Origin of the sequence: Corallococcus sp. CA041A (genome assembly GCF_003612075.1) — a bacterium.
GTDB classification, from domain to species: Bacteria; Myxococcota; Myxococcia; order Myxococcales; family Myxococcaceae; genus Corallococcus; species Corallococcus exiguus.
The window spans coordinates 1-13,734 of the sequence record NZ_RAWF01000264.1; the positions used below are offsets into that span (position 1 = coordinate 1).

The window sequence follows — 13,734 nt, forward strand, 5'->3', positions numbered from 1 at the left end:
CGCCACGGGCGTCTGGGGTGACTCCGTGCAGGCCAGGCAGGCGGCGAGGAGGCAAGCGGATAGCAGGGGAGCGCGGTTCATGTCCCCGGGTCTAGTCCATCATGCTGAAGGGACGGATGGGGGCGCGCCGCCTCTGTGCAGGAGCCATCAGGCTGGGCTGACAGCCACGGCCTGTCAGGATTGCGTGCTTGCGTCGTCTGGGGACTTCGGTTACTCCTCCGACACCGGAAAGCGGTTCTGCGCGATTAGCTCAGCTGGATAGAGCGTTGGCCTCCGGAGCCAAAGGCCGCAGGTTCGAATCCTGCATCGCGCGCAGATGTAAGGGCCCGGAATCACTGGGAAATCCCAGGGATTCCGGGCCTTTGCTTTTGGGGCGTGCGCTGCTCGCGGCGGTATGCCGGCGGGGCTTGGACGTTCCAGGGGATGGCGTTGCCTCAGCCCACCTGGAGACGGACTCATGAACCCTCGGAAGACGTCGTCGCCCCGCGCAGTCTGCCTGCTGACCCTCCCGGTCCTGCTCTTGATGGGCATGGGCTGCGCGGCCCAACGCCAGCAGGTCGCGCTGGAGGATGAGGTCCGCGAACACGTGTATCGCAAGCAGCTCGCGGACGTGTGGCCCACGGCCCTTGCCCTGCTCAAGGACAAAGGCTTCTCGGTCATCGCGGATCCCACCCGCTACGAAGCCCGGACGGAATGGGCGCAGATCACTCCGCCCTCCTCGCTGGGGACCCACTACGCGACCTTCTTCGTGGTTGGCACCGAGCGCGGCTCCGGTCAATGCACCCTCCGGTACTTCCGCAACGAGCGATCCGTCGCGGTCGTCCCCAGCCGGCCCGGCCAGGCGGATCAGCACCTGGAATACCAGCCGGATGGCATCCAGGGCTCGCGGCTCGTCCCCGCGGACCGCGACCGCGACCTGGAGTGGCAACTGCTCCAGCGCCTGGAGCCGGACTTCGCCCGCACCCTCGCGGCGAAACCGTGAGCCCGCCGTTGCTCGCGCTGGTGGCGCAGGGTCCTCCCCTTATCGAATGCCCCAGCTCCGGCCGAAGCGGGCCAGGCAGTGCCAGACCTTCTTGAGTTGCTGCGGCTCCACCGACGCGTCCGCACGTGCCCGGCCCAGGATGAACGGCGTGAGGCGTTCATCGTCCGCGAGCTGCTCCGCGAGCCGGAGGATGTCGTCACCCCGGTAGCTCGCGTGAGGCCGCAGCTCGTTCAGCGTGACGGCATAGCCCGGATGCCATTCCACGCAAACGCCCAACGCGCGCGCTTCGTCCTCAATGGGGGTTCCCTCGTAGCTGGGGTCGAGCACCAGGGCCTCGATGTCCTCTGGAATCCGGAGGTCGCCATGGACGTGGGCCTCGACGTACCAGTCCAGCGGATCCTCGAAGGGCGTGGCCTCCGCCAGGCCAATCAGCGCCATCCGCTCGGAGGTCCCGAAGGACGTGGGCTCGAAGACGCTGTCCGGGAAGCAGAAGCTGGAGCGGTCCAGCGCTGCCTCCGTCAGCCGGAAGTAGCTGGAGCCGAAGCGGGGTGAGCCCCCATGGGCCTCTCCGCGGAAGTTCAGTGAGCCGTACTTGGGGCGCTCGCTGCCGTGGCGCGCATCATAGAAGCCATTGAAGAGACGGCTCTCCCACCGCCAGCGGGCTCCGTCGGGAAACGCCGTGAGTCCGCCGTTGCTCGTGCGCGTCTCGAACTGGGAGCGGTACCGGCCGTCACGCCGCATCGCGGTCAGGATGCCGCCTCCCTCGAAGAGTGCATCCGGATGGAAGTGCAGGGTGACCCGGAGCTGGCGATCCATGGGACCGCCCCGGGCCTGCGGGTGCACATGCTCCAGGGCGGGATGGCGCGAGCGCATGTCCCGCTCAGACGCCCGTCACCTGACGGATGAACGCGAGCATCCGCGAACACGTCGTGTCCAGGTCCATGTGTGCCTCGGCCATGCGGCGGGCCTCCAGTCCCATGGCCTCCAGTGTAGCCGGGCGCTGCACCAGCGCGTCCAACATGTGCGCCAGCGCCGTGTAGTCCCCCGCTGGCACGATGCGCCCGTCCACGCCGTCACGCACCAGCTCACCCACGCCGCCCGCGGGCGTCGACACCACCGCCAGGCCCGCGGCCTTCGCCTCCGCGATGGCCCACGACGACATGTCCGCCATCGTCGGCAGCACGAAGAGGTCCGCCGCCTGCGCCAGGCCAATCAGCTCCGGCGAGTTCGGCTGTAGGCCCACGTGCACGCGCACCCCCGGCGGCGCCTCGAAGGGCGTGGACGTCACCATGTCCAGGTGCCAGCCCTTCCGCCGCGTATCGCGCGCCCAGCGCAAGAGCAGCTGGCCGCCCTTGCGCCCCAGGTCTCCTCCCACGAAGAGCAGCCGCACGACTCCGTCCCGGCGCTTCTTCTCCGGCGCGGGCCGCCACAGCGTCGTGTCCACGCTGGGCCAGACGACATGCACGCTCGTGTCGGGCACGCCGTACTCCTCCACCAGGGAGCGCTTGGTGAACTCGGAGAAGGACAGCAGCCCCTTCGCGATGGCGTACGTGCGCCGGTGCAACACGTTCTTCGCCCGGCCCATCCAGCCCGCGTGCTGCGTGCGCAGGCCGTAATAGCGCAGGTATTCCTCCAGCCCGCTCGGCGTCGCGTCCGTGGAGATGACGCTCGGCACGCGGCGCATGAAGTCGTGCGACAGGTGCGCCATCCGCTGCGTGTGCACCACCGCGGCCCGCACCGGCTCCGTGGCGCAGGCCCGGTTCAGCGCACTCCGGGCGCGCAGCCCTCCGCGCACCGACAGCCGCGAGCGCACCAGCGGCAGCTGCTCCCAGACGTCATCCGCGTGCTCGTCGATGGGCAGCCACACCGGCACGATGTCGTCGCGGCGCGCCATCGCCCGCTTGAGGTTGTCCAGGAACACCGCGTTGCCGAGCGTCGTCTCGATGACGAACGCGATGCGTGGAGCTGAGGACTGCATCCGCTTCGCGCGCCTCCCCAGGGCCAGGGTGTCCCTCCCGGGCATATAGGTGCCCGGTGCGGTATCACCAACGGCACCCCGGGGCACCCGTCCGGATTCGCACGAAGGGGAGGGACCGCCGTCACGCCTCCGGCTGCGCGGGCTGTTCCGGCAGGTGGAAGCGCACCTGGCGCACGCGGCGCGGTGACGCCTCCATCACCTCCAGCACCGTGCCGTCCGGCATGGGCAGCTTCGTGCCCGGCTCCGGGATGGCGCCTCCCGCGAGCGCGATGCACAGGCCCGCGACGGTGGAGTAGTCCTCGCTCTCCTCCAGCTCCAGCTCCAGCGCGCGGTTCACCACGCGCAGGCTCGCCTCGCCCTGCACCACCGCGACGGTGGGGCCCTCGCGCCGCACCAGCTCCTCCGGCGTCTCGGACTCGCTGAGGATGTCCCCCACCAGCTCCTCCACCAGGTCCTCCACCGTCACCAGCCCCACCACGCCTCCGTGCTCGTCCACCACCACCGCCAGCTGCATCCGTCGCCGCTGCAGCTCCTTCATCGCAGCGATGGCGCGCATGGACTCCACCAGGAACAGCGGCGGGCGCAGCACGTCCTCCATGACGATGAGGTGCCCCTCCCAGGCCACGCCCAGCAGGTCCTTGGCCACGATGTAGCCCACCACGTTGTCCAGCGTGCCCTCGTACACCGGCATCCGCGAGTGCCCGTGCTCCAGCAGCACCTGGCGGATCTCCTCGTTGCTCGCGTGCCGGCGCAACGAGATGATGTGCTCGCGCGTCACCATCACCTCGCCCAGCGTCAAATCCCCCAGCGCGAAGGCCCGCGACGCAATCTCCCCCGCGCGCGGATCCAACGTGCCCTGCTTCGACGCCTCCTCCACCAACTGGAGCAACTCGTCAGGCGACAGGCGCGACTCGGAGAAGTTCGTCTTGTCCCCGAAGAGCTTCAGCACCACGTTGGAGCTCGCGGTGAGGAACCACACCAGGGGCCGCATCACCCACGCCAACGCCTTGAGGGGCCGGCCCAGCGTCAGCGCGTACTGCTCGGAGTAGCGCAGCGCCAGGGACTTGGGCACCAGCTCTCCCAGCACCAGCGACAGGTACGACACCAGCGCGACCACCAGCGCGAACGCGACCTGGCTCGCCGTGGCCTCCGGCACACCCAGCCCGGCCAGCACCCCCGACAGCCGGTGCGCGATGCTCGCGCCGCCGAAGGCCGCCGCCGTGGAGCCAATCACCGTGATGCCAATCTGCACCGTGGCCAGCAGCCGCTCCGGATCATCCCGCAGCGCCGCGACGGCCTTCGCGGACTTGCTGCCCTGCTCCAGTAGCTCCTTCAGCCGCGTCTTGCGCACGGACAGCAGGCCCAGCTCGGCGCCCGCGAAGACGCCGTTGGCCAGGACCAGCAAGAGGATGATGACGAGCTCCGTGACGATGGCGGCCCTCCTGGCTGGATCCACCTCGCCACGTGGCGGCGGGTGACGCCTCCAGTCCTACACCCCCAGCGATTGCAGGAGGAGCGACAATTGGTCGCGACTCGCTCCCTTGGGCAGGTAGTAGTGGGGACCGGACATGAGTGCGCTGCCCACATCCTGCGCCGCCGCGGAGGTGAGGAAGACGATGCGCGGGTTGGTGGACGCGCGTGGAAGCTTCTCCACCACCTCCAGGCCACTCATCCCCGGCATGTTCAGGTCCAGCAGCATGACGCCGAAGCGCTCGCCCCGCCGCAGCGAGTCGAGCGCCTCCTGTCCGTCCGCTGCCTCGGTGGTCTCATAACCGAGGTCCTCCAGGCTCACCCGGAGGAACTCCCTCCAGTCCGCATCGTCATCCACGACCAGGACCTTCCGAGCCCCATCATCCAGCGCGAGTCGCCCCAAGCATCCTCCTGACCTGAGGAGAACCTTCCGGGGCCCCGCTGGCATTCGCGCCACTTGTACTTGAGGACAGCCTCCAGCAGGCAGCCGGGCAGGCCCTAGAACAGCGCCATGCCCAGCTGGCCCACCAGGTACTGGAGGGCGGGCCTGACGTTGTGGACCGCCGTGCGCGGCTTCGCGGGCTCCGACGCCTGGCACCACGAGGGCTGGCCCACCAGCTGGCCGGCGATGTGGCTGAAGACGCGGAAGCGGCCCAGGTCCGTGCTGCTGCCGGAGTTGTAGACGCGCAAGGAGCGCTCGCCCGGGGTGCCCAGGTCCGCCTCGCTGGGGATGTGCCGGTGGCCGTGCAGCACCAGGTCCGCCCGGCCGCCCACGCGCTCCAGCAGTCGGCTTCCCAACGCGAGCTCCGACGCGTGGGGCAATCCGAACTTCGTGGCGATCCACTCCGGGAAGCTCTCCAGCGGCAGCGGCATCACGTGGTGGTGCAGCAGCACCGCGACCAGCGTGTCCTTCGGCGCCTGCTCCAGCGCGCGGTCCACTTCGTCCACGACGCCTTCCGTCAGTTCGCCGTGGCTGTGGAAATAGTTGCGGTTGTGTTCACCGGTGGAGTCCACGCAGACCAGGAAGAGGCCCGCCTTCTCCACCGTGTGGACCTTGCGACCCTCCATGAAGACGCTGCCCACATCCTCGCCGGGCCGGTCATGGTTGCCGGGGATGAAGGTGAGGCGTCCGGTCTCCATCCAGGGAGAGAAGTGTTCACGGAAGCGCTGGAACTCGGCGTGGGATCCGCGGTGCGTGAGGTCTCCCGTCACCACCACGTGATCCACTTCCTGCGCTGTCAGGGCCTTCACCAATGAGGACGCGGAGGCATCGCTCTCGCGGCTCATGTCCAGGTGAAGATCCGAAAGATGCGCCAGCTTCAGGGAGGGCATGTTGAAGGAGATAGGCATCGATTCTTCGAGCGGCGAGGGTTGCTGTACGAAGGTTCGTCAAAAGTTGGGCCAGCGTCGTTCACCCCACCCCGTTGCTGGGGATCCACTCCGTCGCGGGAGTGCCACGAGCACGCATCGGCACCAGGCGCGTGCCTGACACCACGCGCAACCGCGTGCCGCGCCAGTCCACCGTGCGCCTGAACGCGCCGTGCCACCACGCGGCGAAGAGCAGCGCGTCCTTCACCAGCACCGCGGGAGCCGCGCGCAAGGAAACGGGCTGGGGCCGCAGCGAGCGGAACACCGCCACGTCCACCCAGACCTTGCCCAGCGCCACCGCGAGCGCCGCCAGGCCCGTGAGCGCGGACGGGTGGATCAACGCGCCCAGCACCGCGAGCGGAACCGGGTTGAGGAGCGCCTGCGCCAGGTACGTCGAGGGCGATACCGCTGTGCGGTGGATGACGCTCCAGCGCAGGTAGCGCTGGAAGAAGGCGTCCACGCTCTTGCGCAGGGACACGTTGAAGACAGGGGCGTGCGCCAGCACCACGCGCTTGCCCAGCTTGCGCGTCACCCACTGGCCAATGACGTAGTCCTCCGCCAGCACGTCCTTCACGGAGAAGAAGCCGCCCAGCGCCTCCACGTCCTCGCGGCGCAGCGCCATGGACTTGCCCACCACGATGTCCCGGTCCGCCACGTGCTTCGCGGCGATCATCCCCGCCGCCGCGCTGGAGGACAGGTGCAGGTTGTCCAGGAGCGAACCGAAGGTCTTCTCACCCAGTCCCGCCACCGGGTGCGTCACGCAGCCCACCGTGGGGTCCTCGAATCCAGCGGCGATCTCCTCCAGGTAGCCGTCCCCCACGCGGGTGTTGCTGTCGCTCACCACCCACAAGTCGAACCGGGCCTCGGACGACAGCGTCACCAGCTGGTTCACCTTGGGGTTGAGGCCGGGCTCGCCCTCCTGGAGCACCACGCGCATGACGTGGGGCCACTTCGCCTGCGCGGCCCGAGCCACCGCGTAGGCGGGGTCGCGCGCGTCCTTCACGCCCAGCAGCACCTCGTAGTGGGGGTAGGGCAGCCGCGCGAAGCAGGCGAGGTTCGCCTCCAGGTCGTCATCCACGCCGCACAGCGGCTTGAGGATGGACAGGCCGGGGCGGTGCGTGGGGCCGGCGGGGACGGTGCGGCGGTGGCGGCGCACGAACAGCGCCTGGAGGAGGAGGGCGACGAGGCCCACTGCGGACGCGGCCAGGAGGAGGCTGGATGCGATGAGCATGTCGCCACCCTAGAGGTCCCACAAGGCGGGACCGGGGCGGCGGAACGGCGGGACGGCCAACTCGCCGTGACACGCCGGTGAAGCCGCCTACTCCAGGTCGCGGCTGCGCGGGTGGCGCACGTCCTTGCCACGCACCATGTAGATGACCATCTCCGCCACGTTGAGCGCGTGGTCGCCAATGCGCTCCAGGTGCTTCGCGATGAACATCAACGCCGTGGCCCGGCGGATGTTGCGCGAGTCCTCCATCATGTAGGCCAGCAGCTCGTTGAAGATTTTCAGGAAGAGGGCATCCAGCAGGTCGTCCCCCTTGAGGACGTCCTCCGCCTTGGCTGCGTCCCCGGACACGAACGCGTCCAGCGCCTTCTTCACCTGCTGCTGCGCCAGCTCCGCCAGCTTCGGCGTGTCCACGTATGGCGCCAGCGGCGGCGCCTGGTTCAGGTCCATGGCGCGCTCGGCGATGTTCACCGCCAGGTCACCAATGCGCTCCAGGTCGGTGACGATCTTCAGCGCCGTGGTGATGAGGCGCAAATCGGACGCGGCCGGCTGGCGCAGCGCGAGGATGCGGCGGCACAGGTCGTCGATGTCGACCTCCAGCCGGTTCACCTCGCGGTCCGCCCCGACCACCTGCTCCGCCAGCGCCGAGTCGCGGTCGGTGAGGGCGCGGGTGCTCTGGGAGATGAGGGCCTCCACCTTGGCCCCCATGGCGAGCAGCTTCTCGCGCAGGTTGCGCAGGTCCTGCTCGAATGCCTTGTCGGTGTGCGTGGCCGCCATGTCGTCCTGTTCCGTCGCGCGGGAGGGCTTCAGCCGAACTTCCCGGTGACGTAGTCCTCCGTGCGCTTCTCGTGGGGGTTGGTGAAGATCTGCTCCGTGGGACCGCACTCCACCAATTCCCCCATGTAGAAGAAAGCCGTCCGGTCGCTCACGCGCGCGGCCTGCTGCATGTTGTGGGTCACGATGGCGATGGTGTACGTGGCCTTGAGCTCGTGGATGAGCTCTTCGATCTTCGCCGTGGCGATGGGGTCCAACGCGGACGCGGGCTCGTCCATCAGTAGCACCTCCGGCTCCACCGCCAGCGCGCGCGCGATGCACAGGCGCTGCTGCTGACCGCCGGACAGGCCCAGGGCGCTTTCCTCCATCCGGTCCTTCACCTCGTCCCACAGCGCCGCGCCGCGCAGGGACTTCTCCACCCGGGCGGCGAGCTTCGCCTTGTCCTTGAGCCCGCCCACGCGCAGGCCGTAGGCGACGTTCTCGAAGATGGACTTGGGGAAGGGGTTGGACTTCTGGAACACCATGCCCACCCGCCGGCGCAGGTCCACCACGTCCAGGGCGCGGTCGTGGATGCTGCGGCCGTCCAGGAACACGCTGCCGTCGTGGTTCGCGCCCGGGATGAGGTCGTTCATCCGGTTGAGCGAGCGCAGGAAGGTGGACTTGCCGCAGCCGGACGGGCCGATGAGCGCCGTCACCTTGTGCTCGAGGATGGGCAGGCTCACCTGCTTGATGGCCACCTTGCTGCCGTAGCGCAGGGTGAGCTCGCGGGCTTCCATCTTGTTGCGAGGCGTGGCGGAGGAGAGGGGCATGGGATGAAGAGCGTCAGTGTCCGGCAGCGGCCTTGCGGCGCGTGCGCGTGCGGATGACGACCGCGACCAGGTTCAGGGCGAAGGTGAGGAGCAGCAGCACCAGCACCGTCGCGTACAGCAGCGGGCGGGTGGCCTCCACGTCCGGCGACTGCGTGGCCAGCACGTAGGTGTGGTAGCCCAGGTGCATGAACTGAGAGTTCAGGCTCGTGGGCAGGTCCGGCAGGAAGTACGCCGCGCCGGTGAAGAGGATGGGGGCCACTTCCCCCGCGCCGCGGGAGACGGCCAGCACCGCGCCGGTGAGGATGCCCGGCAGCGCGCCCGGCAGCACCACCCGCGCCAGCGTCTGCGACTGGGTGGCTCCCAGCGCCAGGCTCGCGGTGCGCTGCTCCTGAGGCACGGCGCGCAGCGCCTCTTCCGTGGACACGATGACGACGGGCAGGGTGAGCACCGCCAGCGTGAGCGACGCCCAGAGGATGCCCGGCTGGGCCCAGTGCAGCTCCTCGTAGCCCAGCGCGTGGTCCAGGCCCTTGCCCACGAAGAGGATGAAGAAGCCCAGGCCGAAGAGGCCGAACACGATGGAGGGCACGCCCGCCAGGTTCGCCACCGCCACGCGCACCGCGCGGGCCAGGAAGCTGGTGGGCCGGGCGTACTCATGCAGGTACACCGCGGTGAGCACGCCCACCGGCATCACCGCCAGGGTCATCAGCAGCGTGAGCGCCGCGGTGCCGAAGAGGGCGGGGAAGATGCCGCCGCCCATCATCCCGTCCGACGGCGCCTGGGAGAGGAACTGCCAGGACAGGTGGCTCCAGCCGCCCCGGACGACGTCCAGGAGGATGAGGGCGAGCATCGCCACCATGACGAACGCGGCCAGCCCCGTGAGGGACACGAGCGACAGGCCCACGACCTTGCGTGTGGCGTGCTTCACCCCGCACCTCCCTTGAGCCGCTGGATGACCTTCTTCGTCCACACCCCCGCGAGCATGTTGAGCACGAAGGTGAAGAGGAACAGCTCCACGCCGATGAAGAAGAGCAGCGCGTAGTGTGGGCTGCCCACCACCACCTCGCCCATCTCCGCGGCGATGGTGGCTGACAGCGAACGCACGGAGTCCCCCAGGTTCCAGGACACGATGGCGGCGTTGCCGGAGGCCATGAGGACGATCATCGTCTCACCGATGGCGCGCCCGAAGCCCAGCACGCACGCGGCGAGGATGCCGGGGGCCGCCGCGGGGAGCACCACCTTCCAGGCCGTCTCCCAGGGCGTGGCGCCCAGCGCCAGGGAAGCCTCCCGGTAGCTGCGCGGCACGGCGGTGAGCGCGTCCTCCGTCACCGTGAAGATGACCGGCACGATGGCCAGCGCCAGGCCCAGGCCCGCCACCACGGCGTTGAGCCGGGACGTGAAGCCGAACGTCTCCTGGAGGAAGGAGGCCATGACCATCAGGGCGAAGAAGCCCAGCACCACGGACGGAATGCCGGCGAGCAGTTCGATGGTGGGCTTGAGGACTTCGCGCAGGCGGCGGGGGGCGAACTCCGCGGCGAACAGCGCGCCGAAGATGCCCAGGGGCACGGCCACCAGCATGGACACGGCCGTCGTCTTCAGCGTGCCGATGAAGAGCGGAATCATGCTGACCTTGGGTACGCCGGACACCGGCTGCCACACGTAGCCCAGGGGCTTCCCCTTCCGCACCATCTGGGGAAGGAACATCTTGGAGAAGCTGGCCTCTTCGCGCGCCGCCGCGTCGGTGACGAGCGTCAGCGCCTCCTTCGCCACGAAGACGAGGATGAGCACCAGCGCGGCGATGCCCGTGAAGGCCACCGCGGTGATCAGCGCGGCGATGGCCTTCTCCTTCAGCTGGCGCCGGCGTGCCGCGGGCGACAGCATGGGCAGCGCCACCGGGGGCGCGAGGTCCTGCTCCTGCATGACGGCCTGTCTATCCAACATGGGAACCCCGCGCCGGGTGACAATCGCGTGACGCCAACTACTTCACAGGGAAGTAGCCGACCTGGGTGACGATGGCCTGACCCTCGGCGGACAGCGCGAAGTCGATGAACGCCTTCACTTCGCCCGCGGGCGCCTTGCCCAGGTAGAAGAACAGGTCGCGCGACAGCGGGTACTTGCCGCTCTTCACGTTCTCCGCGCTAGGGGCGAAGGTCTCGTTGCCCTTCTTCACCTTCAGCTCCTTGATGCCCTTGCCGTACGCGGCGCCGCCGTAGCCGATGCCGTTCTTCTCCTTGGCCACCGCGTTGACCACCGCGGCCGTGCCGGGGAGCGTCTGCGCCTCCGGGGCGAAGTCCTCGCCGCCCAGCACGTGGTCCTTCACGAAGACGTAGGTGCCGGAGGAGTTCTCACGCGAGTACGGGACGATGGGGGCGTCCTGCCCGCCCACGTCCTTCCAGTTCGTCGTGTCGCCCAGGTAGATGGACTTGAGCTGCTCCGTGCTGAGCGCGTCCACCTTGTTGGTGTCGTTGACGTAGAAGGTGACGCCGTCCTTGGCCACGGACAGCGCGGTGGGCGCGGTCTTGTTGCGGGCGCTGATCTTCACCGACTCCGCCTCCTTGATCTCCCGGCTGGACATGGCGATGTCCGTGGTGCCGTTCTGCAGGGCCGCCAGGCCCGTGCCGGAGCCGCCGCCCGTCACTTGAATCTTCGTGGCGGGGTTCTTCTTCATGAACGCCTCCGCCCACCGCTGGGCGAGGATGACCATGGTGTCCGAGCCCTTCACCGTCACCGTGCCTGCCTGGGCGGTCAGCGGGAGGACGGCGAGCCCGAAGGCGACGAAGCTTGAGAGCAGAGTCTTCTTCATGAGGTGTCTCCTCCTCGAAGGGTGTCGAGGTCGCGTGACGATCTATGGACCCGATGTGGCCGTTTGACGGCCCTTGTGTGACAAATGGGTTACGGCAGGGAGCGCCTGGCTACCCGGCCGCTGGATCCACGATGCGATAGCCGACACCGCGCACCGTCTCCAGGAGGGCACGGGCAGGGCCCAGCTTGTCGCGCAGGCGCATCACGTGCGTGTCGATGGTGCGCGTCTCCAGCGCGCTGGACAGGCCCCAGACCTGCTCCAGCAGCTGTTCACGGGTCTGCACCCGGCCCAGGCGGGCCATGAGGTACTCCAGCAGGCGGAACTCCAGCGCGGTGAGGGGCGTCTCCTTCTCCTCCACGAAGAAGCGGTGCTGGGTGACGTCCAGGCGCAGGGGGCCCAGCGCCAGGGGCGGGTTGCCCTCTTGGGGCGAGGACGAGCGCCGGAGGATGGCCTTGAGCCGCAGCACCAGCTCGCGCACGGAGAAGGGCTTGACGACGTAGTCGTCCGCGCCGACCTCGAAGCCTCGGATGCGGTCCGCCTCCTCGCTCTTCGCGGTGAGCATGACGATGAGCACGTCACGCAGGCGGGGGTTGGCGCGCAGGTGGCGGCAGACCTCGATGCCGGACAGGTCCGGCAGCATCAGGTCCAGCAGCACCACGTCCGGGGTCTGCTCGCGCGCGGCGGTGAGCGCCGCTTCCCCGGTGAAGGCCACGCGGGTGGTGAAGCCCGCGCCGCGCAGGTTGAAGTCGATGAGCTCCGCTAGGTCGCGCTCGTCGTCGACGATGAGTACGTGGGACATGGCGGGCACGTACTGTGCGCGCATCGCTTCGCGCCTACGTGACGCGCCGGCAACAAGTGCGTCACGTCCGTCACGGAAGGGTGTGCGCGAATACGACGGGCGCGGACGGGCCCCGGGAAGAAGGGGGACGGGGCCGTCCGCGCCGCTTGTCCTCGCCTGGGCTGCGCGAGGCCACCTTTGGCGTGCGGCCTGGCGCATCCGCGCCGTGACCGTCGCCATTCATTTCGTTGGGCACCACCGGCATGACGGCGTCCACGCCGCGCGGCTCATGGGCTTCAGGCGCGGGGGACGGCGGACGTCAGACGGCGGCGGCTTCGTCCATGCCACCGCGGCGCGGCAGCTGTTTGCGGCGCAGCGCGATGCCTGGCTCATCCGGAGCGTCAGGCGGGGCTACGGGGGCCACGCCGCGCAACGCGGGTTGAAGCGAGGCGAGGAACGCGGCCAGGCCGCATTCGGTGGGGACCGGTTCGATGAACAGGCCGCCCGAACGGCGGTGCTTCTCCGCGAAGACCTTGATGCCGACGTCGGCACGGGGGTGGTCTTCCTCGAAGGGGCCCTGATTGCCCTGCCCCTGGCTCATCGGGACGGTGGGCGTGAAGGGCTTGTTGGGCGCCATCACGCCGGGCAGCAACCCGAGCCCGATGACGACCCCTGCCATCAACATCAGCTTCAGCAGACTGCTCATACGTGCCACGACCGACGCGCACGCGCGCTCCAGGCCGTATCTGGCGCCGGGAACCGCGAGGACTGTGGCCTGGGGGGCATGCATGAGTCGCCGAAGCGAGCATCCTACCGCAACGGCTCTTCCCGCATGCGACCCGATCCCGGAAAAGCACCTCGTCGCCCGCGAGGGTGGATCACGGGCGCCGCAGGGACCGCCCCGGCGCCGCCATCCACTGCAGGGTGAATTCGCGGCCCTCGGGCCGCAGGGCGACCGCGCAGCCCTTGCGGAGCTTGTCCGGCAGGGCATGGCCCAGCGCGAGCGCGGCGGCGCGCTCCAGCGAGGGGTTGTGTCCCACCAGCGCCCAGCCCGGGCCCACGTCGAGCGCCAGCTTGAGCACGTTGCGGGCCGCGCCCTTCATGGGGACGAGCGCGGGGTGGACCTCCACGTGGGACAGGCCGAGCGCGTCCGCGAGCAGCTCCGCGGTCTGCACCGCGCGCACCAGGGGGCTGGTGATGATGCCCATGAGCGGCGTGAGGCGCGCGAGCTTCTTCGCGTGCTGACGGAAGGCGGCGCGGCCCTGCGGGGTGAGGGCGCGGGCCTCGTCGCCCAGGGCGTGGGAGTCCTCGGCCACGGCGTGGCGCACGAGGAGGATGGGCAGATCACGTTCGGCCATGGGCTCGCGTTGTAGTGCTTTTCGCGCCCGCGTGGATGTGACGAACGGGTGGACTGCTGAGTGGACTAGGGGGTGTCCCTAAACGAGAGAAGATGAACTGCGGCCGAGGGTAGCAGTCGTGCCCTCGGCCGAGCATCAGCAGGTGGGGTTGCACTGAAGCGGGGCCATTGCCTACCCCAGGGGATGCACCGA

At 69.2% G+C, this 13,734-nt stretch carries 15 protein-coding genes and 1 tRNA gene; 2 read left to right on the top strand and 14 right to left on the bottom strand.

Going from position 1 to position 13,734, the window contains the following annotated elements; all coding sequences use genetic code 11:
* The first annotated feature begins 239 nt into the window (after positions 1-239).
* Both D7V77_RS33845 and D7V77_RS33850 read left to right on the top strand, forming a co-directional pair.
* Positions 240-313: transfer RNA gene (locus D7V77_RS33845), tRNA-Arg, on the top strand.
* A 144-nt stretch (positions 314-457) separates the two neighbouring features.
* Complete coding sequence (locus D7V77_RS33850) at positions 458-982, top strand: hypothetical protein (protein ID WP_120580404.1); 525 nt, start codon at positions 458-460, stop codon at positions 980-982.
* A 39-nt stretch (positions 983-1,021) separates the two neighbouring features.
* On the opposite strand, the gene D7V77_RS33855 is transcribed toward D7V77_RS33850, so the two are convergent.
* From D7V77_RS33855 to D7V77_RS33920, 14 genes are all read right to left on the bottom strand, one after another.
* Entirely contained in the window at positions 1,022-1,855 is an 834-nt protein-coding gene (locus tag D7V77_RS33855; protein ID WP_120580405.1) for a DUF3626 domain-containing protein, read from the bottom strand.
* Positions 1,856-1,862: 7 nt separating this feature from the next.
* Positions 1,863-2,960, bottom strand: coding sequence for a glycosyltransferase family 4 protein (locus D7V77_RS33860; protein WP_120580406.1), 1,098 nt, complete (start codon positions 2,958-2,960; stop codon positions 1,863-1,865).
* A gap of 121 nt (positions 2,961-3,081) precedes the next feature.
* Positions 3,082-4,365: a hemolysin family protein gene (locus D7V77_RS33865; protein WP_120580414.1), complete on the bottom strand. Its 1,284-nt coding sequence runs from the start codon at positions 4,363-4,365 to the stop codon at positions 3,082-3,084.
* Positions 4,366-4,449: 84 nt separating this feature from the next.
* Positions 4,450-4,833 carry a response regulator gene (locus D7V77_RS33870; protein WP_120567753.1) on the bottom strand — a complete coding sequence of 128 codons (384 nt, stop codon included), beginning with the start codon at positions 4,831-4,833 and terminating at the stop codon, positions 4,450-4,452.
* 95 nt (positions 4,834-4,928) lie between these two features.
* Positions 4,929-5,780 carry a metallophosphoesterase gene (locus D7V77_RS33875; RefSeq protein WP_120580408.1) on the bottom strand — a complete coding sequence of 284 codons (852 nt, stop codon included), beginning with the start codon at positions 5,778-5,780 and terminating at the stop codon, positions 4,929-4,931.
* A 61-nt stretch (positions 5,781-5,841) separates the two neighbouring features.
* Entirely contained in the window at positions 5,842-7,029 is a 1,188-nt protein-coding gene (locus D7V77_RS33880) for a ceramide glucosyltransferase (protein ID WP_120580409.1), read from the bottom strand.
* 87 nt (positions 7,030-7,116) lie between these two features.
* Positions 7,117-7,800: a phosphate signaling complex protein PhoU gene (gene phoU / locus D7V77_RS33885; RefSeq protein ID WP_120567750.1), complete on the bottom strand. Its 684-nt coding sequence runs from the start codon at positions 7,798-7,800 to the stop codon at positions 7,117-7,119.
* A gap of 29 nt (positions 7,801-7,829) precedes the next feature.
* On the bottom strand, positions 7,830-8,573 hold the full coding sequence (gene pstB, locus D7V77_RS33890) for a phosphate ABC transporter ATP-binding protein PstB (protein ID WP_120580415.1): 744 nt from the start codon (positions 8,571-8,573) through the stop codon (positions 7,830-7,832).
* Positions 8,574-8,619: 46 nt separating this feature from the next.
* Positions 8,620-9,531 (bottom strand): phosphate ABC transporter permease PstA, encoded by a 912-nt coding sequence (gene pstA, locus D7V77_RS33895; protein WP_120580410.1) that lies wholly within the window; start codon positions 9,529-9,531, stop codon positions 8,620-8,622.
* A complete protein-coding gene (gene pstC / locus D7V77_RS33900) occupies positions 9,528-10,523 on the bottom strand; it encodes a phosphate ABC transporter permease subunit PstC (protein ID WP_172812920.1) in 996 nt (331 codons plus the stop codon). The genes pstA and pstC overlap by 4 nt, the downstream gene beginning before the upstream one ends.
* Before the next feature lie 58 nt (positions 10,524-10,581).
* Complete coding sequence (locus tag D7V77_RS33905) at positions 10,582-11,406, bottom strand: phosphate ABC transporter substrate-binding protein (RefSeq protein ID WP_120580411.1); 825 nt, start codon at positions 11,404-11,406, stop codon at positions 10,582-10,584.
* Positions 11,407-11,515: 109 nt separating this feature from the next.
* Positions 11,516-12,205, bottom strand: coding sequence for a response regulator (locus D7V77_RS33910; protein WP_120580417.1), 690 nt, complete (start codon positions 12,203-12,205; stop codon positions 11,516-11,518).
* A gap of 298 nt (positions 12,206-12,503) precedes the next feature.
* Complete coding sequence (locus D7V77_RS33915; RefSeq protein WP_120580412.1) at positions 12,504-12,890, bottom strand: hypothetical protein; 387 nt, start codon at positions 12,888-12,890, stop codon at positions 12,504-12,506.
* Positions 12,891-13,062: 172 nt separating this feature from the next.
* Complete coding sequence (locus D7V77_RS33920; RefSeq protein WP_120580413.1) at positions 13,063-13,542, bottom strand: histidine phosphatase family protein; 480 nt, start codon at positions 13,540-13,542, stop codon at positions 13,063-13,065.
* Positions 13,543-13,734: the final 192 nt, after the last annotated feature.

Bases quoted from the DNA above. Each gene is read 5' to 3' on its own strand.
- D7V77_RS33850 (WP_120580404.1), top strand. From the start codon at position 458: ATGAACCCTCGGAAGACGTCGTCGCCCCGCGCAGTCTGCCTGCTGACC.
- D7V77_RS33855 (WP_120580405.1), bottom strand. From the start codon at position 1,855: ATGCGCTCGCGCCATCCCGCCCTGGAGCATGTGCACCCGCAGGCCCGG.
- D7V77_RS33860 (WP_120580406.1), bottom strand. From the start codon at position 2,960: ATGCAGTCCTCAGCTCCACGCATCGCGTTCGTCATCGAGACGACGCTC.
- D7V77_RS33875 (WP_120580408.1), bottom strand. From the start codon at position 5,780: ATGCCTATCTCCTTCAACATGCCCTCCCTGAAGCTGGCGCATCTTTCG.
- D7V77_RS33880 (WP_120580409.1), bottom strand. From the start codon at position 7,029: ATGCTCATCGCATCCAGCCTCCTCCTGGCCGCGTCCGCAGTGGGCCTC.
- phoU (WP_120567750.1), bottom strand. From the start codon at position 7,800: ATGGCGGCCACGCACACCGACAAGGCATTCGAGCAGGACCTGCGCAAC.
- pstB (WP_120580415.1), bottom strand. From the start codon at position 8,573: ATGGAAGCCCGCGAGCTCACCCTGCGCTACGGCAGCAAGGTGGCCATC.
- pstC (WP_172812920.1), bottom strand. From the start codon at position 10,523: ATGCAGGAGCAGGACCTCGCGCCCCCGGTGGCGCTGCCCATGCTGTCG.
- D7V77_RS33905 (WP_120580411.1), bottom strand. From the start codon at position 11,406: ATGAAGAAGACTCTGCTCTCAAGCTTCGTCGCCTTCGGGCTCGCCGTC.
- D7V77_RS33910 (WP_120580417.1), bottom strand. From the start codon at position 12,205: ATGTCCCACGTACTCATCGTCGACGACGAGCGCGACCTAGCGGAGCTC.
- D7V77_RS33915 (WP_120580412.1), bottom strand. From the start codon at position 12,890: ATGAGCAGTCTGCTGAAGCTGATGTTGATGGCAGGGGTCGTCATCGGG.
- D7V77_RS33920 (WP_120580413.1), bottom strand. From the start codon at position 13,542: ATGGCCGAACGTGATCTGCCCATCCTCCTCGTGCGCCACGCCGTGGCC.